General features: G+C 59.7%; 26 protein-coding genes. 16 read left to right on the top strand and 10 right to left on the bottom strand.

Going from position 1 to position 23,330, the window contains the following annotated elements; translation table 11 throughout:
• Nucleotide 1: 1 nt before the first annotated feature.
• Nucleotides 2-481, bottom strand: a complete 480-nt coding sequence (locus AB7828_RS16115) for a DUF3280 domain-containing protein (protein ID WP_441232254.1) — start codon at nucleotides 479-481, stop codon at nucleotides 2-4.
• Between the two features lie 163 nt (nucleotides 482-644).
• On the opposite strand from AB7828_RS16115, the gene AB7828_RS16110 reads away from it, so the two are divergent.
• From AB7828_RS16110 to AB7828_RS16090, 5 genes are read left to right on the top strand one after another with little or no spacing between them, the layout of a single operon-like run.
• Nucleotides 645-1,826, top strand: coding sequence for an ABC transporter substrate-binding protein (locus tag AB7828_RS16110; protein ID WP_441230593.1), 1,182 nt, complete (start codon nucleotides 645-647; stop codon nucleotides 1,824-1,826).
• Nucleotides 1,826-2,815 (top strand): YVTN family beta-propeller repeat protein, encoded by a 990-nt coding sequence (locus tag AB7828_RS16105; protein ID WP_441232253.1) that lies wholly within the window; start codon nucleotides 1,826-1,828, stop codon nucleotides 2,813-2,815. Before AB7828_RS16110 ends, AB7828_RS16105 begins: the two co-directional genes overlap by 1 nt.
• Nucleotides 2,812-3,633: an ATP-binding cassette domain-containing protein gene (locus tag AB7828_RS16100; RefSeq protein ID WP_441230592.1), complete on the top strand. Its 822-nt coding sequence runs from the start codon at nucleotides 2,812-2,814 to the stop codon at nucleotides 3,631-3,633. The genes AB7828_RS16105 and AB7828_RS16100 overlap by 4 nt, the downstream gene beginning before the upstream one ends.
• Nucleotides 3,630-4,478, top strand: a complete 849-nt coding sequence (locus AB7828_RS16095) for an ABC transporter permease (protein WP_441230591.1) — start codon at nucleotides 3,630-3,632, stop codon at nucleotides 4,476-4,478. The genes AB7828_RS16100 and AB7828_RS16095 overlap by 4 nt, the downstream gene beginning before the upstream one ends.
• Entirely contained in the window at nucleotides 4,475-5,083 is a 609-nt protein-coding gene (locus AB7828_RS16090; protein WP_184511900.1) for a hypothetical protein, read from the top strand. Before AB7828_RS16095 ends, AB7828_RS16090 begins: the two co-directional genes overlap by 4 nt.
• Before the next feature lie 211 nt (nucleotides 5,084-5,294).
• Here the strand turns inward: AB7828_RS16090 and AB7828_RS16085 are convergent, their stop codons facing one another.
• Nucleotides 5,295-5,996 (bottom strand): alpha/beta fold hydrolase, encoded by a 702-nt coding sequence (locus AB7828_RS16085; RefSeq protein WP_441230590.1) that lies wholly within the window; start codon nucleotides 5,994-5,996, stop codon nucleotides 5,295-5,297.
• Nucleotides 5,997-6,243: 247 nt separating this feature from the next.
• Here AB7828_RS16085 and AB7828_RS16080 point away from each other — a divergent pair, with 247 nt between their 5' ends.
• Nucleotides 6,244-7,128, top strand: a complete 885-nt coding sequence (locus AB7828_RS16080; RefSeq protein ID WP_120287033.1) for a LysR family transcriptional regulator — start codon at nucleotides 6,244-6,246, stop codon at nucleotides 7,126-7,128.
• Between the two features lie 121 nt (nucleotides 7,129-7,249).
• Here AB7828_RS16080 and AB7828_RS16075 read toward each other — a convergent pair whose 3' ends face one another.
• The 3 genes from AB7828_RS16075 to AB7828_RS16065 all read right to left on the bottom strand — a co-directional run bounded on the left by AB7828_RS16075 (nucleotide 7,250) and on the right by AB7828_RS16065 (nucleotide 10,122).
• Nucleotides 7,250-8,605, bottom strand: coding sequence for a serine hydrolase domain-containing protein (locus AB7828_RS16075; protein WP_120287032.1), 1,356 nt, complete (start codon nucleotides 8,603-8,605; stop codon nucleotides 7,250-7,252).
• A gap of 63 nt (nucleotides 8,606-8,668) precedes the next feature.
• Nucleotides 8,669-9,223 carry a PQQ-dependent catabolism-associated CXXCW motif protein gene (locus tag AB7828_RS16070; protein WP_441232252.1) on the bottom strand — a complete coding sequence of 185 codons (555 nt, stop codon included), beginning with the start codon at nucleotides 9,221-9,223 and terminating at the stop codon, nucleotides 8,669-8,671.
• A 2-nt stretch (nucleotides 9,224-9,225) separates the two neighbouring features.
• On the bottom strand, nucleotides 9,226-10,122 hold the full coding sequence (locus tag AB7828_RS16065; RefSeq protein ID WP_441230589.1) for a substrate-binding domain-containing protein: 897 nt from the start codon (nucleotides 10,120-10,122) through the stop codon (nucleotides 9,226-9,228).
• 156 nt (nucleotides 10,123-10,278) lie between these two features.
• Here AB7828_RS16065 and AB7828_RS16060 point away from each other — a divergent pair, with 156 nt between their 5' ends.
• Nucleotides 10,279-11,205 (top strand): quinoprotein relay system zinc metallohydrolase 2, encoded by a 927-nt coding sequence (locus tag AB7828_RS16060; protein ID WP_441230588.1) that lies wholly within the window; start codon nucleotides 10,279-10,281, stop codon nucleotides 11,203-11,205.
• Nucleotides 11,206-11,260: 55 nt separating this feature from the next.
• On the top strand, nucleotides 11,261-12,091 hold the full coding sequence (locus AB7828_RS16055; protein WP_441230587.1) for a quinoprotein dehydrogenase-associated SoxYZ-like carrier: 831 nt from the start codon (nucleotides 11,261-11,263) through the stop codon (nucleotides 12,089-12,091).
• 26 nt (nucleotides 12,092-12,117) lie between these two features.
• Here AB7828_RS16055 and AB7828_RS16050 read toward each other — a convergent pair whose 3' ends face one another.
• A complete protein-coding gene (locus AB7828_RS16050; protein WP_441230586.1) occupies nucleotides 12,118-12,459 on the bottom strand; it encodes a hypothetical protein in 342 nt (113 codons plus the stop codon).
• A gap of 103 nt (nucleotides 12,460-12,562) precedes the next feature.
• Between AB7828_RS16050 and AB7828_RS16045 the strand changes: the two genes are divergently transcribed.
• Entirely contained in the window at nucleotides 12,563-12,919 is a 357-nt protein-coding gene (locus AB7828_RS16045; RefSeq protein WP_231079391.1) for a hypothetical protein, read from the top strand.
• Between the two features lie 3 nt (nucleotides 12,920-12,922).
• On the opposite strand, the gene AB7828_RS16040 is transcribed toward AB7828_RS16045, so the two are convergent.
• Both AB7828_RS16040 and AB7828_RS16035 read right to left on the bottom strand, forming a co-directional pair.
• Nucleotides 12,923-13,132 (bottom strand): hypothetical protein, encoded by a 210-nt coding sequence (locus tag AB7828_RS16040; protein WP_068734580.1) that lies wholly within the window; start codon nucleotides 13,130-13,132, stop codon nucleotides 12,923-12,925.
• Nucleotides 13,133-13,211: 79 nt separating this feature from the next.
• Nucleotides 13,212-14,084: a hypothetical protein gene (locus AB7828_RS16035; protein WP_441230585.1), complete on the bottom strand. Its 873-nt coding sequence runs from the start codon at nucleotides 14,082-14,084 to the stop codon at nucleotides 13,212-13,214.
• 176 nt (nucleotides 14,085-14,260) lie between these two features.
• Between AB7828_RS16035 and AB7828_RS16030 the strand changes: the two genes are divergently transcribed.
• On the top strand, nucleotides 14,261-14,569 hold the full coding sequence (locus tag AB7828_RS16030; RefSeq protein WP_441230584.1) for an EthD family reductase: 309 nt from the start codon (nucleotides 14,261-14,263) through the stop codon (nucleotides 14,567-14,569).
• An 87-nt stretch (nucleotides 14,570-14,656) separates the two neighbouring features.
• Here the strand turns inward: AB7828_RS16030 and pqqA are convergent, their stop codons facing one another.
• Both pqqA and AB7828_RS16020 read right to left on the bottom strand, forming a co-directional pair.
• On the bottom strand, nucleotides 14,657-14,737 hold the full coding sequence (pqqA, locus tag AB7828_RS16025) for a pyrroloquinoline quinone precursor peptide PqqA (protein ID WP_081421972.1): 81 nt from the start codon (nucleotides 14,735-14,737) through the stop codon (nucleotides 14,657-14,659).
• Nucleotides 14,738-14,855: 118 nt separating this feature from the next.
• Nucleotides 14,856-15,833 (bottom strand): helix-turn-helix domain-containing protein, encoded by a 978-nt coding sequence (locus AB7828_RS16020; protein ID WP_170849575.1) that lies wholly within the window; start codon nucleotides 15,831-15,833, stop codon nucleotides 14,856-14,858.
• Between the two features lie 447 nt (nucleotides 15,834-16,280).
• Here AB7828_RS16020 and xoxF5 point away from each other — a divergent pair, with 447 nt between their 5' ends.
• The 6 genes from xoxF5 to AB7828_RS15990 all read left to right on the top strand — a co-directional run bounded on the left by xoxF5 (nucleotide 16,281) and on the right by AB7828_RS15990 (nucleotide 23,291).
• Complete coding sequence (xoxF5, locus tag AB7828_RS16015; protein WP_441230583.1) at nucleotides 16,281-18,086, top strand: lanthanide-dependent methanol dehydrogenase XoxF5; 1,806 nt, start codon at nucleotides 16,281-16,283, stop codon at nucleotides 18,084-18,086.
• A 107-nt stretch (nucleotides 18,087-18,193) separates the two neighbouring features.
• Nucleotides 18,194-18,685, top strand: coding sequence for a c-type cytochrome, methanol metabolism-related (locus AB7828_RS16010; RefSeq protein ID WP_244628663.1), 492 nt, complete (start codon nucleotides 18,194-18,196; stop codon nucleotides 18,683-18,685).
• A 97-nt stretch (nucleotides 18,686-18,782) separates the two neighbouring features.
• A complete protein-coding gene (locus tag AB7828_RS16005) occupies nucleotides 18,783-19,892 on the top strand; it encodes an S-(hydroxymethyl)glutathione dehydrogenase/class III alcohol dehydrogenase (RefSeq protein WP_068734594.1) in 1,110 nt (369 codons plus the stop codon).
• A 76-nt stretch (nucleotides 19,893-19,968) separates the two neighbouring features.
• Nucleotides 19,969-20,532: an S-(hydroxymethyl)glutathione synthase gene (gene gfa, locus AB7828_RS16000; protein WP_441230582.1), complete on the top strand. Its 564-nt coding sequence runs from the start codon at nucleotides 19,969-19,971 to the stop codon at nucleotides 20,530-20,532.
• A 557-nt stretch (nucleotides 20,533-21,089) separates the two neighbouring features.
• Nucleotides 21,090-22,172: an ABC transporter ATP-binding protein gene (locus AB7828_RS15995; RefSeq protein WP_441230581.1), complete on the top strand. Its 1,083-nt coding sequence runs from the start codon at nucleotides 21,090-21,092 to the stop codon at nucleotides 22,170-22,172.
• Between the two features lie 54 nt (nucleotides 22,173-22,226).
• Nucleotides 22,227-23,291, top strand: a complete 1,065-nt coding sequence (locus AB7828_RS15990; RefSeq protein ID WP_441230580.1) for an ABC transporter substrate-binding protein — start codon at nucleotides 22,227-22,229, stop codon at nucleotides 23,289-23,291.
• Nucleotides 23,292-23,330: the final 39 nt, after the last annotated feature.

Raw genomic sequence — 23,330 nt, 5'->3', positions numbered from 1 at the left:
GTTACTGCGGCTGCGGGGCGCCGTAATTCGGAGCGAGCAGGCGGTTGCGCACCAGATAGCTCGTCGCGCGCGACCAGCTTTCATCGGTGTTGCCGCGCAGGTCGGCGCTCATTGTGGCGACCAATCGCCCGGTGTGAACATTTCGCAGGGTGATGTTCATATTGAGGATGAGGTTCGAGACCTTCTGTACGAGCCCCGTAATGACGAGGTCGGCACCGATCTGCTGCGCGAGTTGTACGTCACAGCCGCCGCATGCCTGCAAGTTCCGGCCTTGCGCCGCAACATTGAGGGATGACATGTCCAGCAGCTCGAAACGGCCGGACTGCTTCATCTCCTCGCGAAGCTGGTCGGCAGCATGGAGCAGTCTTGCCTGCTCGTCGCTGCGGCGTCCCTTCACCTCGCCTTCGAGGCTTGTATCCAGCCATTCGAAACTGAATACTGCCACTTTAGGCGCTGCGGCGTGAGCTGTTGCCGTCATCATCAGTAACAGCACGGTGATCGATAGGGCTCTCATCGCGGACCTCGCATCATTAAAATGCAACGCGTCGGCAGAATCCGAGGTTGCAAGCTACGATAATTGGTTCATGTTTCAAGCACGAGACCCTTTACCAGCGCCAAGCCGGGAAGGAGTAGCCGGAGGGAACATGATACGGTGGTTGATCGGCGCGATCAGTCTATGCGCCGTGACGTCGTCTGCGCTGGCGGCCGAACCGCTGACGATCAGCATCGGTTATCTCGGTCAGACCGGCATCAAGGCAACTCTTTCGCTGGTCGAATTACCGTCCGAGAACGATGGCATCGCCGGCGCGCGGCTCGCCATCGAGGACAACAACACCACGGGCAAGTTCCTGAAGCAGCAGTTCGGGCTGGACGAGGTCCGTGTGAAGGACGGTGACGATGTCGCCGGAGCCGCACGCGATCTCGCTGGCCGTAATACCTTCATCATTGCCGACCTGCCGCCCGATGCATTGCTGCAGGCGGCCGACGCGGTGCGTGACCGCGGTGGCATCCTGTTCAATGTGGGTGCCGCCGACGATCGGCTGCGCGAGGCGGATTGCCGTGCCAATGTGATCCATATCGCGCCGACGCGATCGATGCTGGCGGATGCGCTGGCGCAGTATCTGGTGTGGAAGCAGTGGAAACGCTGGCTGCTCGTGATCGGCTCGCATGACGACGATCGACTTGAAGCCGACGCCTATCGCCGTGCCGCCGCGCGGTTCGGCGCAAAGATCGTGCAGGAACGCGTCTTCGAGGACACTGGCGGCGCGCGGCGCACCGATAGCGGCGTCACGTTGATTCAGCGCCAGATCCCGGTCTTCACACAACAGGCACCGGCCTATGACGTCATGATCGCCGCCGACGAGAGCGAAGTCTTCGCCTCCTATTTGCCGTATCGCACATGGGATCCGCGGCCGGTCGCGGGATCGGCGGGCCTGGTGCCGACCAGTTGGCATGCCGCACAGGATCAATGGGGCGCCGTGCAGATCCAGAACCGCTTCACCAAACTGAACGCGCGCCGCATGACAGCGCGCGACATGCAGGCCTGGCTTGCGACCCGCATGATCGGCGAAGCCGCGTCCCGCACGAATTCGGGCGACGGCAAGGCCATTCTGGCGTTTCTGAAGTCGCCCGATTTCTCCATCGCCGGCTTCAAGGGGCAGCGGCTCACGATCCGCGACTGGAACCTGCAGCTACGCCAGCCGATCCTGCTGGTCGACGGGCGCATGGTGATCTCGGTCTCGCCGCAGGAAGGCTTCCTGCATCAGGTCTCGGAGCTCGACACGCTCGGTATAGATCGTCCGGAAAGCAAATGCAGGCTGCAATGATGATGAACAGATCGAAGATGCTGTGCCGTGTCTGGCTGTGTGGAGCGGCGACATGGCTTGCAACGGCAGTGCCTGCATCGGCCTTTCTCGCTTATGTGTCGAATGAGAAGAGCAACACGGTCTCGGTGATCGACACCGATAGCTGGACCGTCACAGCGACTATCAAGGTCGGTCAGCGTCCGCGCGGCATCGAACTGACGCGCGATGGCAAATCGGTACTTGTCGCGGTCGGCGACGACGACACCATCCAGATCATCGACGTCGCCAGCCAGAAGGTGGTCGACTCGCTGCCGTCCGGTCCTGATCCTGAGCTTTTCACCCAGGATGCCGCAGGCAAGGTTCTCTATGTCGCCAACGAGAATGACAACACGGTGACCGTGATCGATCTCGAAAAACGCGTGCGCATGGGCGACGTGCAGGTCGGTGTCGAGCCCGAAGGCATGGCGATCAGCCCCGATGGCAAGATCCTGATCAACACGTCTGAAACCACCAACATGGCGCATTTCATCGACACGACGACACGCGAGATCGTGGCCAATGTCCTGGTCGACGCGCGCCCGCGCTTTGCCGAATTCAAACGCGACGGCTCGGAGCTGTGGGTGTCGTCCGAGATCGGCGGCACCGTATCCGTGATCGATCCCGCCAAGCGGGTCGTGACCGGCAAGATCGAGTTCAACATTCCCGGTCTGCGGCGCGAAGCCATTCAGCCGGTCGGCATCGGCATGACCCGGGATGCCAAAATCGCCTTCATCGCGCTCGGCCCCGCCAACCGGATCGCCATCGTCGATGCGGCGACCCACAAAGTGATCAAGTATCTGCTGGTGGGGCAGCGGGTCTGGCACATGGCGTTTACCCCCGATGAGAAATATCTGCTGGTCACCAATGGCGTCTCCAACGATGTCTCGGTCATCGACGTCGCGGCGCAGAAAGTCATCAAGACCATTCAGGTCGGCGAATTGCCCTGGGGCGTCGCCATGGCACGGCCATGACCACCATCGACACATCGCGCCCTGAACAGCTCGCGCACGACGCGCCGGAGCCAATTGACGCGCCGGCGGTCACGCCCGCTCTGTCGGTCGCAGGCATCGGTCATTGCTATGGTCGTCGGCAGGCGCTGTCGGATGTCTCCTTCAGCGTCGCGCCGGCGAGTTTCACGGCTCTGCTCGGCCTCAATGGCGCGGGCAAGAGTACGCTGATTGCGCTGATCACCCGGCTGTTCGGCATTCAAACTGGACGGATCAGCGTATTCGGCCACGACATCAGCGATACGCCGAGCGATGCCTTGCGGCTGCTTGGTGTGGTGTTTCAGCCGCGTACGCTCGATCTCGATCTGTCTGTCATGCAGAACCTGCTCTATCATGCCGCGCTGCAGGGTATCGCGCGGCGCGAGGCCCGCTTGCGCGGCGACGAGGTGATTGCGCGCATTGGTCTTGCCGACCGGGTGAACAGCCGGGTGCGCGATCTCTCCGGCGGACAGATGCGACGTCTCGAGATTGCCCGCGCACTGCTGCACCGGCCGCGGCTGCTGTTGCTGGATGAAGCGACCGTTGGCCTCGACGTGCAGGCGCGCGCCGATATTCTTGCGCATGTCCGGATGCTGGTCGCGGAACAAGGCATCGGCGTGCTGTGGGCAACACATCTGTTTGACGAGATCGCCGCCAGCGACGATCTCGTCGTGTTGCATCACGGTCATGTGCTCGCACGCGGTTCCGTAACGCAGATCCTGGGCGAAACCGGCGCTGCCAATTTCGACATGGCTTTCCGGAGCATGACCGAGGCGGCCGACCGGCGCGGGAGGTCATCGTGAGTACGATATTCGTCGCGCATGAGCGTCGCAAGCTGGGTTTCGGCAATTATGTCACCTGCCTCAACGGCATTCTGTGGCGCGAGGCATTGCGCTTCCTGCATCAGCGCGAGCGTTTCGTTTCGGCGCTGGTGCGTCCGCTGGTCTGGCTGTTCATTTTCGCCGCCGGCTTTCGGCAGGTGCTGGGTATTTCGATCATCCCGCCTTACGAGACCTATATTCTCTATGAGGTCTATATCGCGCCCGGCCTTATCGCGATGATCCAGTTGTTCAATGGCATGCAGTCCTCGTTGTCGATGGTCTATGACCGCGAGATGGGGAACATGCGGACGCTTCTGGTCAGCCCGCTGCCTCGCTGGTTCCTGCTGGTCTGCAAATTGCTGGCCGGGACAGTGGTCTCCCTGCTGCAGGTTTATGCGTTTCTCCTGATCGCGTGGTTCTGGGACATCGCTCCGCCGCTCATTGGCTATCTCACTGTTCTACCGGCACTGATCCTGTCCGGATTGATGCTGGGATCGCTGGGCATGCTGATATCGTCGCGCATCAAGCAACTGGAGAATTTTGCGGGGGTCATGAACTTCGTGATCTTCCCGATGTTCTTTGCGTCGTCCGCGCTCTATCCTTTGTGGCGCGTGCAAGAGGGCAGCCCGATGCTCTATTATCTCTGCCTGTTCAATCCCTTCACCCATGCGGTCGAACTGATCCGCTTCGCGCTCTATGACAAGGTCAACTGGGTCTCCCTTGCCGTTGTCGCGGGCTGTACCGCCGTATTCATGATCGGTGCAATCATTGCTTACGATCCCGGCCGCGGCCTTGCCCGCCGGGCACCAGCCGGGGGCGAGACATGAACAGAGCGATCGGCATCATCACAGCACTCTTGTTGATCTGGTCGGGCACTGCGCAGGCCGCGGATCCGCGTTATCCCGACTGGCCGTGCGTTCAGGCCAAGGTACCGGAAATCTCGCTGGCTGCCGTCTGGGCCGGACCGTCGATCGATGATGTCGCCAGCGCCTGGAAAGACGACGTGGATGTCAGCGCGCTTGTCGAACGTCTGGCGACACGGCGCGTACCTGTTGAGGAAGCCCAGAAGGCGGTCACGGACTTTCTGTCGCGATCGCCGGACAAGGCCAGGTCAGGCAAACTGATTTTCGCCGGGCTGTTCGACAGCCTGAACGCGCAGCGCGCGACGGTGCTGGCCGGTCTCGAACGCGTCACGCGTAAACAGCGCGAAGCGGCCGACCGGGTCCGCGCCGACACAGCCACGCTGCAGACATTGCAGAGCGCGTCGCCACCCGATCAGGCGAAGATCGACGAACTCAACAACAAGCTGCTATGGGAAGCCCGCATCTTCGACGACCGGCGCCGCGTCGTCACCTTCGTCTGCGAGGTGCCGACGCTGATCGACCAGCGGCTGTTCGCGCTCAGCCGCACCATCCAGCAGGAGATGGAATGATATCGCGTGCCAGGGCGTGGACCTATAAAATCGGCTGCTTGGAGTAGGCTCGCTTGATGTCCGCTTGGCACCCAACACTGGCGGAAAGCCGGCTATCCAACGACTTCGCCTTCGCGCCATAGGCGGTCGTCGCGCACCAGCTACATAAACGAGAAGGAGAGACCGCCGTTGCCGACTGTCTCTCTTACGTCCCGGCAATGGCCTAGCGCGATTAGCTTTTTTGAACGGCGGCCGCGGCCTTGCGGATCACCTCGATAATGATGTCGGGCTGAGAGAGCATCGGCACGTGACTGCTCGCCACTTCGGTGACGGTCGCTCCCATGCGCTTCGAGACCCAGCGCTGCAGGTCAGGGTGTACTGTACGGTCTTGCGTGGCCAGAATGTACCAGCTCGGCTTCGATCTCCACGCGATGTCGTCTGCGCTGAGCTTCTGTTGGCGGAACAGATCGTAGACGGGCGCATAATGCGTCGCCCACACGAGTTTCTGGTCTTTCTCGGAAAGATCTCCAGCGAAGAACTCGGTGCCATTCGGAAGCATCCAAGCGCGCCCGTCCGCGACCTCGACGCGAGAGAAAATATCTGACGGGTACTTGTCAAGCTGGTCCTGCACGGTCTCGCCGGCGTCAGGGGCGACAGCTGCGATGTAGACGAGGCCGACTACGCGCTCATCGGTGCCCGAGGCGGTGATGGTCGCTCCACCATAAGAATGACCGACGAGGAGGACCGGGCTGCCGACACGGTTGAGCGTGCGCTTCACCGTCGCCAGGTCCTCTTCGAAGGAGTCCAGGCCATATTGAACCGCGATGACTTCGTGTCCGTCCGCCTGCAATGCAGGAATGACCTTACTGAAGCATGAGCCATCGGCCCAGATTCCATGGCAGAAAACGATGGTTGGTTTGGCTTGCGCAGGCATATTGCGTTCCCTTTTTTTACGAAGTGAGAAGTGGGATTCTAACTCTGACGATTTGCTGGCCGTCTACTCTACGGGGGAGCGATGAAAGGCATTTGAAGACCTAGACCATGGCGTCCAGGGATCTGAACAATGACAGCGGATCTCGCCTTGTATCTGCGAGATCGCTCATTGCGATGGCTAGACTATTCGTTCATAGATGGCCGAATAGATAGAAGTCGTTCGGTTCTTTCGAGATCAAATGTCCTGAATGGCGACGATTTTGGAAAAGACGGCGGGCCTGCTCGCCTTTGTGCGGACGGTTGATGCCGGGTCTTTCGCCGGCGCCGCAAGGTTGATCGGCGCCAGCCCTTCAGCGGTATCGAAAAGCGTCGCGCGCCTGGAACAACGTCTCGGTGTCCGCCTTCTGCAGCGGTCGACGCGCACGCTCAGCCCGACGTCCGAAGGCGCCGCGTACTACGAGCACGTGGCTCCCCATCTGCGCGCTATAGAGGAAGCCGAGGACATCGTGCAGATTCCGGGCAACGTACGTGGCGTGCTTCGGGTCTCCGTGCCGACTACATTTGGGCGTCCGCTAATTTCTGCCTGGTCTGGCTCGTTCCTCGAACGCTACCCAGACATCAAGCTCGACCTCAGCGTCACAGACCGCCGCGTTGATCTGATTCGCGAAGGTTTCGATCTCGCGGTGAGAATCGGAGAATTGGAAGACACGAACTTGATCCGTCGGTCGTTGGGTGTCCTGCAATATGTCCTGGGCGCATCGCCAGACTATCTCCAGCGCCGGGGAATCCCCCGGTCTATCGATGATCTCAAACAGCATGCTTGTCTTGGCCATTTGCTTGCCGGCCGGCCGCAACCGTTTACTTTTGCCGATGGCACGCGGATCGTTCCGGCTGGCCCCTTCGATAGCGACGACGCTCAATCCTTGATCGAGGCAGTCCTAAAGGGGGTCGGTATCACGCAATTCATGCGCCTGGCGATCGAGGATGACCTTGCGGCCGGACGATTGAATATCGTGCTGCCAGAGATACCCATGTTCACCACGCCGATCCATGTTCTCCACGCGTTCGGACGGCAACTTCCGCTACGAGCGCGCCTGTTCATCGATTTTCTAGTCGAGGCGTTGGGCGTTTGAACTCGCCGATTTTGAATGCGCTACGATAAAGCCGATGCTGCTCAACAAGCAGCGTCGCGTTCCCCGCGTAAATGACGGGGCGCGGCTCGACTGTCCGGCCTCGTCATTTATCCAGCAAGCTTCAAAAGCCTGCGGCGACGATGGTGCGCAGCAGCTTCGCGTTGCTGAAGCCAATATCTTCACGCGTCAATCCCATACGCAAGATCACCAATTTGCGCGAGGGAATGATCGCGATCACCTGACGGAGGTGACCTTGCAACATAAACGTGTCGGCGGGGAGATCGAATCCTTGGCCACGCGCCAACCAAAGCTGTCCACGACCATAGACGGGGCCTTGGCCCTGATCGGACGCTGGGAAAGGTGAGCGCATATAGTCGACAAAGCCCGCCGGCAAAAGCTGTTGGCCGTTCCAATCCCCGCCCAATCGCAAAAACTCGCCGAAGCGCGCCCAATCGTGCGCGTTGGCGTAGAGGAAGCCTTCGCCGAGAAACGTGTCGGCCTCGTCGGCTTCGATAACAGCGCTATTCATGCCCAAAGGGTTGAACAGTCGCTCGCGCGGATAAGACAGAGCCCCCTCGCCAATCGCGTTCTGCCATAGTCGCGTCAGCAGAACGGACTCGCCGGACGAATAGTGAAATGTCGTTCCCGGTGAGGCGACGAGCCTTCGATCCCGCGCGAAAGCCGCCGCATCCCGCACGAGATACTCCATGCGTCCCGGGTCGGTGTGACGCCCCTGATCTTCGTTCCATTCCAGTCCGCCAGACATGGCCATCAGATCGGCGACCGAGATGTCCGAGCGGGCGTCCCCCGCCCATTGCGGAAACAGATGTTTCTTATCGAGCGAAAGTTTGCCGTCCTTGATGGCCAGCCCGACCAGGGCCGCCGTGACGCTCTTGGTCATCGACCAACCCAGCAAGGGCGTTGAAGGGGTGAAACCCTGGCCATAGGTTTCGGCGACGATGCGCCCGTCGTGCACGACAACGATCGCTCGCATGCCCGGACCTTGCAAAACCGGATTGTTCACCGCCGCCTGCAAACGTGCGTTGTCGGATAACTGCACTTTTTCGCCGGTCGGCCAGAGCGTGTCGGCGTCTGTCGTAGGTGAGGGTCGCAGCGCGGCAGGATGATTCCAAGACGTGCCATTCAAGACGTTGGTGCAGCCCCGTCCCTCGACATACTGGGCGTGACGTTTGGCGAAAAGACCGAAAAGACTGGCGTCGACGCTGTGGTCGACGGCGCTGACGTCGATTTTCACGAGGCGGAAGATCGGATGTCCGAGGGCCAGCAGGTCGGTACGCAAGATCGCATCCGCTTCACGCTTGGCCATGAATACGTTCGAGCAGATGGTCTTCGCCGCAGCAGCGGAGGCGAGCTGTAATTCGTCTTGATGGGCGATGACGATCCAACCGCCAAGCCCCAATATCGCCAAGGCCAAAACACCGACGACGAAACCGAAAAGCCTGAGCGCCCAATGCATGATGTCTTATCCCAGCCAAGGGGAGTTCTTTACTATGGCGCGGAAGATGGTTCCAAGCACGGCCTAATTCGCCTGCGACCGTGGTTCAGGCTGCGCATCCGCCAGCGGTAGATCCTCCAGCTCCCAACCGTCGGTGCCTTCCGGATACCAGACGATATTGCTGTAGCCATAGGACACCGCGCGCTTTGCGGCATTCCACGACATCCAGCAATCGGCCTGACAGTAGATCACCAGAAGCGCAGCACGGTTGCCGGCCGATGCGCGCGCGAGACCATCCTGCAGATAGGCCTCGGTCTCGGCGGCCAGTCTGCCGTAGCCGGTGTCGGGCAGCCACAAGCTGCCCGGAATGTTGTGCCGCGGCTTGTCGCGCCAGACTGTTTTGGGCGGTAGATTGGCCGGCTTCGGCGGACGCGGCATGACATCAATGAAAGTGCCACGTTTGTCGCGCCAGATCGCCTCCGCGTCTTTCGTCGTGATGACGCGTCCGCCTTTCAGCGTTGCCGGCACCGGCGTGCGATAATTGTCGGTGCGATAGTCATCGGGCTCGGGGACGATATCCTGGGCCCGGGCCGACGTGACCATCACCAGTGCCATCGCGAGAAGGATGGCGTAACGCATGGTCACGGCGACTTGGCTGCCGCCTCCGGCCCGATCGGACGATTGTTCTCATCGAGAATGGGAACGCCGAAATCGAGCAGGACCTTGTTGATGGCCGGCTGGTTTTCCTGAATCAGCCGGTTGAGTTGCCGCTTCCAGTTCTGATCCGCGGAGCGCACGCCCATGCCGATGCGATAGACGAGGCGCGGCCCGGTGGTTTCCTTGACCAGCGGCGTGACATGAAGCGGAGGATTGGCGTTCTTGGCGTAGAAGCCCGCCATAGGCCCCCACAGGATCGCAGCGTCGATATCGCCAGCTGTGAGGTCCTTGATCATGGCTAGTGCCGATGAATCGATGCGGGTATCGATCACCAACGGATAGGGCTTCGCATTCACCATCAGCCCGTTGACCGCCATATTGGTGGCCGGCGGCGTCCCCGCCACGATGCCGATATGCTTGCTCTTCAACCTGGCGTCATCCAGCGTCGTGACACCATCGAGACCGGCGCCGGTCTTCGACACCAGCGCATAGGCCGTCCGGTAATATGGATTGGTGCCCTGGACGAGGTCGTCGCCCTGCGGGAAGCCCATGATGACATCGCAACGATGCGCGCCGAGAGTCATGCGAACGAAACCCGTCGCCTGCGGGAAATAGACGTAATCGAGCTTCTTGTTCAGTTTGGCTGCGAACAGCTCGGCGAGCTTGTTCTCCAAACCCTCGCCCTTCTCATTCGAGAACGGCATGTTACGCGGATCGGCGCAAACACGCAGGACCTGCGGATCGACCAGTTCGATCGAGAGATCGTCGGTCGCAGCAGTCTGGCCAAGCGCGGTGCATATGCCCTCAAGCAACAGCGCACTCGCAAAGAGCGACGTCAGTAGCGCGCGACGTGTTCCGGATCGTTCCGTTCTGTGGTGCATGCGCTACCTGCCGTTCACATTTGATGGGTGACACGACAAAAACCTAGGCCTCTCGTTTTAAGCGTGCAAGATGCAATGGGGCGCTTCCGATGTTGCGCCGCACTTTCCGGGTGATTGCAGGATCGCTGCTTCCCCCGGGGTGATATGGAGATGCAAATGACATCTCGCCTTGCGATGCATGTAGCGCTCATCATCCTGGCAATGCTCGCATCTGCTCGCGCACAACAGCAGACTTTGGCGATCAGTGAAATCGCACCGGGTGTTTTCATGCATCAGGGACGCATTGCCTTGATGTCGTCGGACAATGACGGCGCCATCGCCAATATCGGCGTCGTGATCGGCGAGCAGGCTGTTGCCGTGATCGACACCGGGGGCAGCGTGCGGGAGGGGCGACAATTGCTGGCTTCTATCCGCGCGCGCACAGACAAGCCCATTCGCTACGTCATCAATACCCATGGTCATCCCGACCATATGTTCGGCAACGCCGCCTTCGTCGCTGACGGAACCGAGTTCGTCGGCCATATCAGGCTGCCGCAGGCACTGGCTGCACGCGGACAGTATTATCTCGGCGCCTTCAGGCGCAGCATGGGTGATGCACTGATCGATGACGTCCGTATCGTACCGCCAACCCGACTCGTCGATGGAGAACTCGTCCTCGATCTCGGCGGGCGCACACTTGTCGTGAAAGCCTGGCCCACCGCCCATAGCGATAGTGATGTCACGGTATTCGACGCGGCGACGAAGACGTTGTTCGCTGGAGATCTGGTCTTTCTCCGCCATATTCCGGTGCTCGATGGCAGCATCCAGGCGTGGCTCAAGCTGCTGGACGATCTCGCGGCGCTGCCGGCCGAACGCGTCGTTCCCGGCCATGGTCCAGTGAGCATTTGGCCGCAAGCCCTCGCCGCTGAACGCCGGTATCTCGAAACACTCGCGTCCGGTATCCGCAAGGACGTCATCGACGGCAAGCCGATCGCGGAAGCTACGAAACACGCGGCAGAAGCCGAACGCGGCAAATGGGAGCTTTTTGATGATTATAACGTCCGCAACGCAACTGCAGCATACTCACAATTTGAATGGGAATGACTGCCGGTTGGGGTAGTATGAAGCGCGTCGCTTCTTCTCTTGCGAGGGCCGTACCATGCCGGAATTTGCAATCCGCAGCGTCTGTGCCGCCATCCTGCTGAGCGCCTTACTCAGTGCGCATTCTGTGTCCGCGGCTGGTCCGGAGCCTTACGATCCATGGCCGGGGCTGGTGCAGGATATTTTCGACAGCCGACCGATGGAAGACGGCAGCAACCTGATTGCACTCGAGATGCCGACGCGCGCGGAGGATGCCGCGATCGTGCCGGTGACGTTGCGCCTCAAGCCGACGTCGGACGCACGCTCGCGGGTGGTGACGATCACGCTGGTGATCGACCAGAACCCGGCGCCCATGGCAGCGAAATTCAAGCTCGGGGCCGACGCCAATGTCTCGGAGATTTCCACCCGTGTCCGAATCAACAATTACACCAACGTCCACGCCGTCGCTGAGACCAGTGACGGCAAACTCCATGTGGTGCAAACCTATGTGAAGGCATCCGGTGGCTGCTCTGCACCTGCGGCGAAGAATGCCGAAGAGGCCAAGGGCCGGTTGGGCCAGATGCGCTACAGGGAGTTTGCCGGAGCGCAAAACGAGGAAAAAAGCGGTACGCGCGAGGCGCAGGTCATGATCGGCCACCCCAATAATTCGGGCCTGCAGATGGATCAGGTCACGCAACTCTATATTCCGGCCCTCTATGTCGACCGGCTCCAGCTTTGGCAGGACAGCAGCCCGGTCCTGTCGGTGGAGGGTGGCATCTCGATCTCCGAAGACCCGAATATTCGATTCACTTACGTCTCAAATGGCGCAAAGACGTTCCGCGCCGAGGCCAAAGACACCGACGGGCATCAGTTCAGGCATGAGTGGAAGGTCAATGGCTCCGGCATGTAACGTAGCGCAGCATGCGGACCATAGCGCTAGAAGCAGCGCACTTCAGCCTCGGCCTGGGCGCGTCGGACGTCATTGATGGCGCTGGTGGCCTGCTCCGAGGTCCGGAACTGGGCGCTCAGATTGCCGCGCACCTGTGACATGCTCAGCGCCGTTTCCGCCGTGATGTAGCGGGTATAGGGCACCAGAGATGCCACGACATCGATCGAGCACGAACATTGCTCGATCGACTGCCGGGTCTCACCATTCGCCTTCATGCAGCCGAAGACATATTCGGCGCGCGCGGAGGTCGGATAGTCATTGATCTCCGCCGCCCTTGCCGACCCCGACAAAACGGCAACGGCCGCAAACGCGACGAGATATCCTGTCATTCGATCGGGTCCCACGAGAGCCTCGCAAAGCTGGCGAAGACGACCGGCAAACTATACTAAGAAAACGAAACGGCTCAATAAGCCGAACAGATATGGAGGGGACATGTCACGCGCATCTCTATCGATGGCTGTCATATTGTTGCTCATGGCAAGCCAAGCTCATGCTCAGGGCAAAGCCGGCAAGGGCATTCGGCTCTGGAACCTGACGACATCAACCATTACCGGGTTCCAGCTATCCCCAGCTGGAAAGCAGCAATGGAGCGCCAATCTGACATTGGCGGACAAGGATAAGGAAGTCGATCACGACGAGCGGCTGCGCATCACGGGGATAGAGCCCGGCAGTTACGACGCCAAGGTCAGCTATTCCGAGGCGCGCCAATGTCTGGTCAGGAATATCGAGATCAAGGCCGATGCGGTATTCTCGATTGCGGACAAGGACCTGCAGGACTGCAACAAGTAGCGATCATGCCTTGTCGTGGCTATGCGGATATTCGCAGCGCCACTTCACCGCGGTCCATTTCGGATGTTCGCCGATCCACTGGGCGATGTAGGGCGGCGCCGCCATCGCGCATTGATGCAGCGAGAAGTCCGCCGTGAACGACAGGTTCCGCTCTTCGCAGGTGTTTGGCGACATCACCGCGCAGACTGTCAGGACCAGATTGATCATATTCATGTCGGCATCCCAGATCGTTCACCGGACGATAACATCTGAAATACGCGCCCGTCAGCGCGAAGTTTCGGCGATTTCCAGGCTAAAAATTGATCCCGTAAACCAGCCGGGCCTGGTGACGTTCGAAATTGACCAGATCCAGCGACGATCCCGGCACCTCGGAGCGGCCCCACACTTGCGTGCTCCAGCTTGCAGTCAGCCGTGATCGGTCCGAAAGCTGGACATAGGCGGTTGGCCCGACGAACAGCGCCTGACCGGACAGTTCGCCAAGACCGATTCCTTCATATCGGCGCATATAGCGTGCTTCGCCGCCGAGAAGGATGCCGGGGCGCACCTGCATCATGACGCCGAGCGCCGCTCCGATGCTCGCCTCGCGTTCCCGCGTTCCGGTATCGACATAGCGCGTCCATTCCGGCTGATAGATCAGATTGAGTGCCGCAACAGCAACGTCAGGGACGATCTCGCGATCGAAGGCCAGCGTGAGCCCAGTGCCGTAGCTCCTGACCCGCGCTGCGCTCGTTTCGTCGATCCCGTTGAACTGCGTGTCGATCGCGAGCGTCATGCCGACGGGGGCCGTCTCGCGATCAAGAAATCTGTAGCGAAAATCCAGCGATGCCCCCTGCCAGGCAAGCGTGCGCTGATCGGCGAATCCGGGAACGCCAGTGATCCGATGGGCCGAGAAACTGCTGCCGATCTCGATGCGAATGTCCTTGGCGGGAACGAACTCCAGTTCGAATTCCTGCTCGCCCGCGCGATAGCGACCGCCGGATTTGCCGAATCGCCCGGTCGTCTCGCTCTGGAATTCCCGCTCGCCCACCCGGCCGACATCACTGCCGATCATGAAGCCGAAAATATGCTCGGTATCGATGTCACCGGCCTGAGCGCGTGGCACGGCCAGCGTGCTGAATGCAAGAATCGCCGCGTAGACTGTCCTGACGCCGCGCTGCACCTGCATCCAATCCTGTCATCGAAGAGAGACGTATATATAGAGAGATAACGCACCGCGCGAGCCTAGCCGAAATTGGCCCTGCCGCGAAGACGCCCTGCGATTGACTTGAACATCGCACCAGGATCGGTTGCTATACGCATGCGGCGCGCCGTTAGTGCCAATAGTCAGGGAAGGATAAATCCATGGCGAGACTTCTGGTCCTCTACAAAACACCGAAGAAGCCCGCAGCCTTCGACAAATACTATCAATCCGTACATATCCCGCTGGCGAAGAAGATTCCGGGGCTGAAGCACTATGGTGTCAGCACAGGGGGCGTCACAACGCCGACGGGAGACAGCGATATTCATCTGGTCGCGGCGCTGGATTTCGAAACGGTTGCGGCGCTCAAGCTTGGCCTCGCCTCGCCGGAAGGGCAGGCTGCAGCAGGCGATCTCGCGAATTTTGCGGATGGCGGCGTAGATCTTCTGATCTTCGACACGAAGGACGCCTGACAGCCGCAACGCGGGTTCAGCGGCCTCTGCCCGGCTCACAAACCGCAGTCTGCGAGCCGGGAGAGATCGATCAAGACGATCAATCTGTCACTTACGGGCCGCGCAGGCGTACATGTTGATTTCCATGCCGACCTGCACTTCCACGATCTTCGGAGTCTTCCAGCTCATCTTGGTCTCCTCAGAGTTTGCGCGATGATTGCGCCGCCGCACGATAAGCAGTGAGGCGACGTCTTTCAACTTAACTCCTCAGGTTGCGGCGCAAAATGTGCAGGCAACCGAAGTTTAACTACACTTCCTCGGTGAGAGCAGGGCGCTGATGGCCGTGATGCGCTTTGTGTATCGCGGATGGAGCCACGCCAAAATATTTCCGGAACACGCGACTGAAGTGCGAGGAACTTGAGAAGCCCCAGGAAAATGCGACGTCCGTGATCGTCTTTCCGTTCTGCGCTTCCAGCTCCTGCCGGCAATTCTGCAGCCGCGCCTGCCAGATATAGTCGCTGACGGTTATTCCGCGGTCGCTGAACAGCATATGCAGATAACGTTTGGTGCAGTGCAGTGCAGACGAAATCTGATCGATGCTGAGCTCGGGGTCCCGCAAGTGTTCCCGAATGAAACCCTGCGCACGGACATACATGGCTTCCGGCCCGACGCGATCGAGCGTCATGTCGACTTCCCGCAGCGGCAACAGCAACAGATCAATCAGTGAATCGGCAACACCGATGGCACTGTTTGGCGATAGTCTGGTCGCTTCGTGGAAAGCGGCCTGTACAAATTCGTGCGCGATGCGCCCGGTGCCGGCGCGCGCCGACAGTTTGCAGGCGGCCAGATTTCCCGCACCGAGGCCGCGCTCATGCAGCAACTCCTTGGGCACGATCACGACGTCATGGCGTGTAAAGGCCGGGCTGACGATGGTATGCGGGCACGACACATCATAGACGAGGCAATCGCCGGGCCCGATATCGATCCGGCGACTGTCCTGTTCGAAATGCGAAACGCCATAAGTTTGGAACACGATCTTCACGTAGGGATGATCGCTTTGCCGAATTCGCGGGGCCGCGTGGCCGATTCGGTGCTGGCTCGCCTCGATGTGACACAATTTCAGCCGCGAAACCGATGTGCAGCTGATCAGCGCATCGAATGTTGATGCTTCCAGCGGATCGATGTCAAAACGCCCGCACAGATCGGTCAGGGCATCTGACCAAACCTGGATCTGCCTTGTCGGCGTCAATCCGGATGTGCTGAGAGAACTAAGCGTATCGGACATGAACAATTCACCGATGAAAGGTCATCACGTAACAATTCGTCACGAGACGGAACTATACTTACAGAACGAAGCACATATCGAACGAAGCACATATGGAAAAATGTGCGAAACAATATGTAACGGCGCAGCCCGCAGCTCGTGAATTGTGGTCAGAGTAACTCACTTCTCCTTGTCGATCCTCTGACTCGATACCAGCCCCGTCAAGTGAAACATCACCCTTAGGTCGCAGTGCGGCGATCCGTGTGCAGTGCGAAAGGCGCGGGCTTTCCAGATACCGTTCAGGTTTTTCGTCAATGTACGAGAAAATTATCTTGCACGGGTTCTCTGTCGAGCAAGCCTGCTTCGCTCTTGGGCAAGTACGCAGCAGCGGATCTTGCTACTCATAGATACCAAAATGAAGCTGGGCCGCTTGACGAGACCCGGCATTATGTCTGGGAGGACATCACGATGCGAAAGGTGCTGCTTGCGACCTGTCTTGGCACAATGGCGGCCTCTGCCGCGAGTGTTGCCATCGCCAATGATGAACTGACAAAGATGGCGCAGAACCCGAAAGACTGGGTCATGCCAGCGGGCGACTACGCCAATACGCGCTATTCGAAGCTGAACCAGATCACGGCGGCTAATGTCGGCAAGCTGCAGGTGGCCTGGACCTTCTCTACCGGTGTTCTGCGCGGCCACGAAGGCGGTCCGCTGATCATCGGCAACATGATGTATGTGCATACGCCGTTCCCGAACAAGGTCTACGCAATGGACCTGTCGCAGGACAACAAGATCGTCTGGAAGTATGAACCGAAGCAGGATCCGAACGTCATTCCGGTGATGTGCTGCGACACCGTCAATCGCGGCGTTGCCTATGCGGACGGCAAGATCTTCCTGCACCAGGCCGATACCACGCTGGTCGCACTCGACGCCAAGACCGGCAAGGAAGTTTGGACCGTCAAGAACGGTGACCCTGGCAAGGGTGCAACGGGCACGTCGTCCCCGCTCGTGGTCAAGGATAAGGTCCTGATCGGCATCTCGGGCGGCGAATTCGGCGTTCAGTGCCACATGACTGCCTATGACCTGAAGACCGGCAAGCTCGCTTGGCGCGCCTTCTCGGAAGGACCGGACGACCAGATCATGGTGGATCCGGAGAAGACCACCGCACTCGGCAAGCCCGTCGGCAAGGACTCCAGCATCAAGACGTGGCAAGGCGATCAGTGGAAGATCGGCGGCGGCTGCACCTGGGGCTGGACCTCCTACGATCCGGAGCTGAACCTCGTCTATTACGGCTCGGGCAATCCTTCCACCTGGAATCCGAAGCAACGGCCGGGCGACAACAAGTGGTCGATGACCATCTTCGCGCGCGATGCCGACACAGGCATGGCCAAGTGGGTCTATCAGATGACTCCGCATGACGAATGGGACTATGACGGCGTCAACGAAATGATCCTCAGCGATCAGCAGATGAACGGCCAAAACCGCAAGCTGCTGACGCATTTCGATCGTAACGGCCTCGCTTACACCATGGACCGTGTCACCGGTGAATTGCTGGTTGCCGAAAAATACGATCCGAAGGTGAACTGGACCACCGGTGTCGACATGAACAAGTCGTCGCCGACCTATGGCCGTCCGAAAGTGGTCGATCAGTACTCCACCGAGAAGCAAGGTGAAGACGTCAACACCAAGGGCGTCTGCCCGGCGGCACTCGGCACCAAGGATCAGCAACCCGGAGCCTATTCGCCGGATACCCAGCTGTTCTATGTGCCGACCAACCATGTCTGCATGGACTATGAGCCGTTCAAGGTGAACTACACCGCCGGCCAGCCTTATGTGGGTGCGACGCTGTCGATGTATCCACCTCCGGGCGAAACCCATATGGGCAACTTCATTGCCTGGGACAACAAGACCGGCAAGATCGTCTGGTCCAACAAGGAACAGTTCTCGGTCTGGGCGGGGGCGCTCGCCACTGCCGGTGGCGTGGTGTTCTACGGGACGCTGGAAGGCTACCTGAAGGCGGTCGATGCCAAGACGGGTAAGGAACTCTACAAGTTCAAGACTCCGTCCGGCATCATCGGCAACGTCACCACCTACGAAAACAATGGCCGGCAGTATATCGCCGTCCTGTCAGGCGTCGGCGGCTGGGCCGGCATCGGTCTCGCAGCGGGTCTGACGGATCCGACTGCCGGTCTCGGTGCCGTCGGTGGTTACGCAGCCCTGACCAACTATACCGCACTCGGCGGCGCGCTGACGGTCTTTGCACTCCCACAGTGAACTGACGCATCAGTCACCGGCGCATGGCTTCGTCCATGCGCCGGTCTTTTCTGAAATCGCATGTCGAGGACAAGCTATTGCGTCACATCTGGTCTGTCATTGCCACGATTGTTGTCGTGGCCTCCGGGAATACGAGCTTCGCCGAGAATGCCGGCGATCCGAAAGCCGTCAAATCCGAGGACGGCAAGTATCTGGACAAGGAGGGCAATCCGACCTTCAACGTTGCCGCCGATGGCACCATCGACTGGTACACATATTCGGGTTACCGGCGCTATCACTCGGAATGCCACGTTTGTCATGGCCCCGATGGGATGGGATCGACCTACGCGCCGGCGCTGAAGGACTCGCTGAAAACGATGAGCTACGGCGATTTCCTCGGCGTTGTCGCCAGCGGTCGCAAGAATGTCAGCACGTCGCAGGAAAGCGTCATGCCGGCCTTTGGCGATAATACCAATGTCGCCTGCTATATGGACGATCTCTACGTCTATCTGCGTGCGCGCGCCAATGATGCAGTCGGCCGCGTCCGCCCGGGCAAGCGTGAGGAAAAACCCGCAGCCTATACGGAGGCCGAGAGCGCCTGCATGGGGAAACCGCACTGATGCGGATCGCAAGCCGCTGACCTGCAATCCCGGATGACGCGAGCTCGGACCACACAGGACCGGATGACGCAAGATCAAACGACCGAGGGAGTTGAGAATGAAGACCCGCGCCGCAGTCGCCTTCGAAGCAAAGAAGCCGCTTGAGATCGTCGATGTCGATCTCGAAGGGCCGAAGGCAGGCGAAGTTCTGGTCGAGATCAAGGCGACCGGCATTTGCCACACCGATGCCTATACGCTCGATGGTTTCGACAGCGAAGGCATCTTTCCTTCCATCCTCGGCCATGAGGGCGCGGGTATCGTGCGTGAGGTCGGTCCCGGAGTCACCTCGGTCAAGCCCGGGGATCACGTCATCCCGCTCTACACGCCGGAATGCCGGCAATGCAAAAGCTGCCTGAGCCAGAAGACCAATCTCTGCACCGCGATCCGCGCCACCCAGGGCAAGGGCGTGATGCCGGACGGGACCTCGCGCTTCAGCTATCAGGGCAAGCCGATCTACCACTACATGGGCTGCTCGACCTTTTCGAACTTCACGGTGCTGCCGGAGATCGCGGTGGCGAAGATCCGCGACGACGCGCCGTTCGACAAGAGCTGCTATATCGGCTGCGGCGTCACCACGGGTGTCGGTGCCGTGGTCAATACGGCGAAGGTCACGCCGGGCTCCAATGTCGTCGTATTCGGCCTTGGCGGCATCGGCCTCAACGTCATTCAGGGCGCACGGATGGTAGGGGCCGACAAGATCGTCGGCGTCGACATCAATGACGACAAGGAAGAATGGGGCCGCCGCTTCGGCATGACCCATTTCGTCAATCCGAAGAAGGTCGATGGCGACATTGTTCAGCATCTGGTGGGGCTGACCGATGGCGGCGCCGATTACACCTTCGACTGCACCGGCAATACCACGGTCATGCGCCAGGCGCTTGAAGCCTGCCACCGCGGCTGGGGTGTTTCCGTTGTCATTGGCGTCGCGGAATCAGGAAAAGAGATCGCGACCCGGCCATTTCAGCTCGTCACAGGTCGCGTCTGGAAAGGCACAGCCTTCGGCGGCGCGCGGGGTCGTACCGACGTGCCCAAGATCGTCGACTGGTACATGAACGGAAAGATCGAGATCGATCCGATGATTACGCATGTCCTCAAGCTGGAAGAGATCAACAGGGGATTCGATCTGATGCACGAAGGAAAATCGATCCGATCGGTGGTCGTGTTCTGAATGCAGGCTGCAACACCAGAGTGCCAATACAACAATGCTTCACACAAGTGACGCATCATACCAGGAGGATAGACTGATGACTGTTCATATCCACCCGTCCGTTGACGGCGGTGTCAAACAAGGTTCAGGCCATTTTGCCGGCGGAACGCTGGTCTGCAAATGCAGCGACAAGCCGGTCAAGGTTGGTGTCAAAGGCGACGTCGCTCATAACCACGCCTGCGGCTGCACCAAGTGCTGGAAGCCGAGCGGCGCGACGTTCTCTGTCGTCGCAGTGGTTCCGCGCGAAAACGTCACCGTACTGCAAAACGGCGACAAGCTGCGCATCGTCGACCAGGCCGCAACCATCCAGCGTCATGCCTGCACCGGATGCGGCGCCCACATGTTCGGCCGCATCGAGAACAAGGGACATGCGTTCTATGGCCTCGACTTCATTCATCCTGAATTATTCGAAGAATCCGGCTCGGCCGCACCGGGCTTCGCCGCCTTCGTCTCGTCGGTGATTGAATCCGGCGTGAAGCCGAGCGACATGACCGCAATACGGTCGCGCCTCAAGGAACTGGGACTCGAGCCTTATGATTGCCTTTCGCCTGCGCTGATGGATGTCCTCGCCAATCACGTGGCAACGGCCAAAGCGGCCTGAGTCAACACAGCATATGAGTATCCGCCGGTGGCGACATGTCGCTACCGGCGTTGCTATTAGTAGATTTGCTCCGGCAAGGGGCTTCGACTTGGTGGGTCACCCGAATAATCGCGCTTCGGCCTCGCTGCGATCGGCCCGCTGCTTTGTCGCGACAATACTCACAGCATTGACTGCACGAAGAAGGAGAGCCCGTAAGGGCTCGTCATGCTCCTTCTTTCACCAGGCACGGGGTGTGGACGCGCTAAGACGAAGGTCATCCCTCACCAACTCTGCCAACTGGCCTGCAGAATGTCAGGATTGAGCGATAGCAAGGTCCCTACCTCGCGATTAAATTGACGCCACGATTGTCCAACAAGATCGCCGGTATATGAGCTTCAGGCTCAAAGAGTGAGCATTTGTCGAACGCTTCGGCTTCCTAATTGAGCAAAAAAACGCGTTTCGGCAAATCCAAAGAACAGCGGCGGTTTTTCCTAATTTACCCGAAGATGAGGCACGGCTAGCTTTCGTTCAGAGCGGCAGAGAAGAGGTTTGACTTAGTGCATGGAAGCCTGGTCCCGATGGCATCGACATCCTCCTCTGCGAGCGATGCAGTAAAGCTGCATGCTCAGGGTATCTGCAAATTCTACGATGCCACGGCAGCGCTGAATCCGATCGAACTTAAAATCTTCACCGGCGAACTGCTCACACTTCTTGGACCGTCGGGCTCCGGCAAGACGACGCTGCTGCAGCTCATCTCGGGCCTTGTGAAGCCGAGCAGCGGTCGGCTGATCATCGACGGCCGCGATCAGACCGATCTGGAGCCCTACAAGCGCGATATTGGCGTCGTGTTTCAGAACTACTCGCTCTTCCCGCATCTGACGGTGCAGGAGAACATCGCATTTCCGCTGCAGATGCGCGGGCAGTCGGACCGGGTGTCCGCAACGCAGGTTGCCGGTGCGCTCGACATGGTCGGGCTTGAAAAATTCGGCAAGCGCTTTCCGCACGAATTGTCAGGCGGACAGCAGCAGCGCGTCGCGCTGGCTCGATGCCTTGTCTATAAACCGTCGCTGATCTTGATGGATGAATCGCTCTCGGCGCTCGACCGCAAGCTCCGCGAGGCCATGCAAGTCGAGATCAAGCGGATCCACCGGGAGACCGGCTCGACGATCGTTTTCGTGACTCACGATCAGGAGGAAGCGCTCGCGCTGTCCGATCGCATCTGTCTGATGAATGACGGCGCGATCGAGCAGCTCGGAACGCCGCTCGAACTGTATGACAAGCCGAAGAGCATTTTCGCGGCGAAATTCATCGGGACGTCGAATGTCATCAGCGGCGAAATGGTAAACGCGACGCAGATCCGGTCGGACATCAGCGACCGGGCCATCGATATCGGAGGCGCGCCCAAGAATGCGACTCCCGGTCGAGCCTGCAGTGTTGCGATCCGGCCCGAATATGTCCGCATCGGCGACAGCGGGGCAGGCCTCCTCGACGGCACGATCATCGAGCAGATCTATGCCGGCTCCGAGACGCGCATGATGGTCGAGTTGCCGCATGGCTCGGTCTTCACGGTCCGCGTTCCCGGCGGCGCGCAGCGTGGTCGGCTGGGCGAGCGCGTCTCGTTAGTGTGGGATTCCCAGTATATCCGCATCCTCGAGAGCTAGCCTACCAGAACGCCCCTCATCATTTCATCCGAGTCGACCATCAAGGAAAACCTCATGAAGCGCACCACGTTGAACCGACGCACGCTCCTCAAGGCCACCGTCCTCGGAGGTAGTGCGCTGGCGATGCCATCGATTCTGACAAAGTCAGGGTTTGCGGCCGAGTCTCTCACCGTCGCGGATGTCGGCGGCGCGGCCGGCGACGCGATTCGCGTGGCCTTCTGTGAGCCGTTCAAGAAGGAGACCGGCGTTCAGGTCGTCAATGTCGCGCATGACCCGGATCCCGTCACGCAGTTCAAGCTGATGGTCGATACGAAGACCTATCTCTGGGACGCCTGCATGATGATCCCGGATTACATCTTCCGCCTTCAGGAGGGAAAGAACTATATCGCACCGCTCGATCTGAAGGACGAGACCGGAGATATGGTCCCAGGCATGTTGACCGAGAACTGGCTCGGCTTCTCCGTGTTCGGCATTCTCATGGCCTACAATACCGAGAAGTTTGGCGACAACGGTCCGAAGAGCTGGCCCGATTTCTTCAACACCGAAAAATTCGTCGGCCGGCGTGGCCTCTACCGCGCGGGCTGGGGCTCGCTGGAAATGGCGCTGCTGGCAGATGGCGTCGCGCCGGACAAGCTCTACCCGATCGACGTCGATCGCGCGTTCAGGTCGCTCGAGAAGATCAAGAAGAACGTGTCGGTCTGGTGGACTAGTGGCGCGCATAACACCCAGATACTGCAGAGCGGCGAGGTCGACATGGCCGATACCTGGTCGGCGCGCGTGTATAGCGCGATCCAGGGCGGCGCGAAGCTCACACCCGTCTGGCAGGGACTGTATTCGGTGGATGGCTGGGCCATGCCGATCAATGGCCCCAAACAGTCGCTGGCCAAGGAATTCATCCGCTTCTGCATGCGTCCGGACCGGCAGGCCGCCTATTCGAATCTGGTGGCGAATGGCCCGACCAACAAGAAGGCGTTCGATTCGATCGCGCCGGAGCGCGCGAAGATCCTTGCGACCAATCCGGCGAACTTCGCCGGTCTCGTACCCCTGGATCCGCGCTGGTGGTCGCAATCCAATAGGCAGATGGTCAAGAAGCGCATGGACGAATGGCTGCTCACCTGAGCGGAGCTCGCCGCAACGTCCAACCTCGCTAATGTGAAT

Origin of the sequence: Tardiphaga sp. 215_C5_N2_1 (assembly GCF_052076055.1) — a bacterium.
Classification (GTDB): domain Bacteria; phylum Pseudomonadota; class Alphaproteobacteria; order Rhizobiales; family Xanthobacteraceae; genus Tardiphaga; species Tardiphaga robiniae.
The sequence above is the reverse complement of the archived record's forward strand: the minus strand, read 5'-3'. Positions and strand labels throughout refer to the sequence as shown.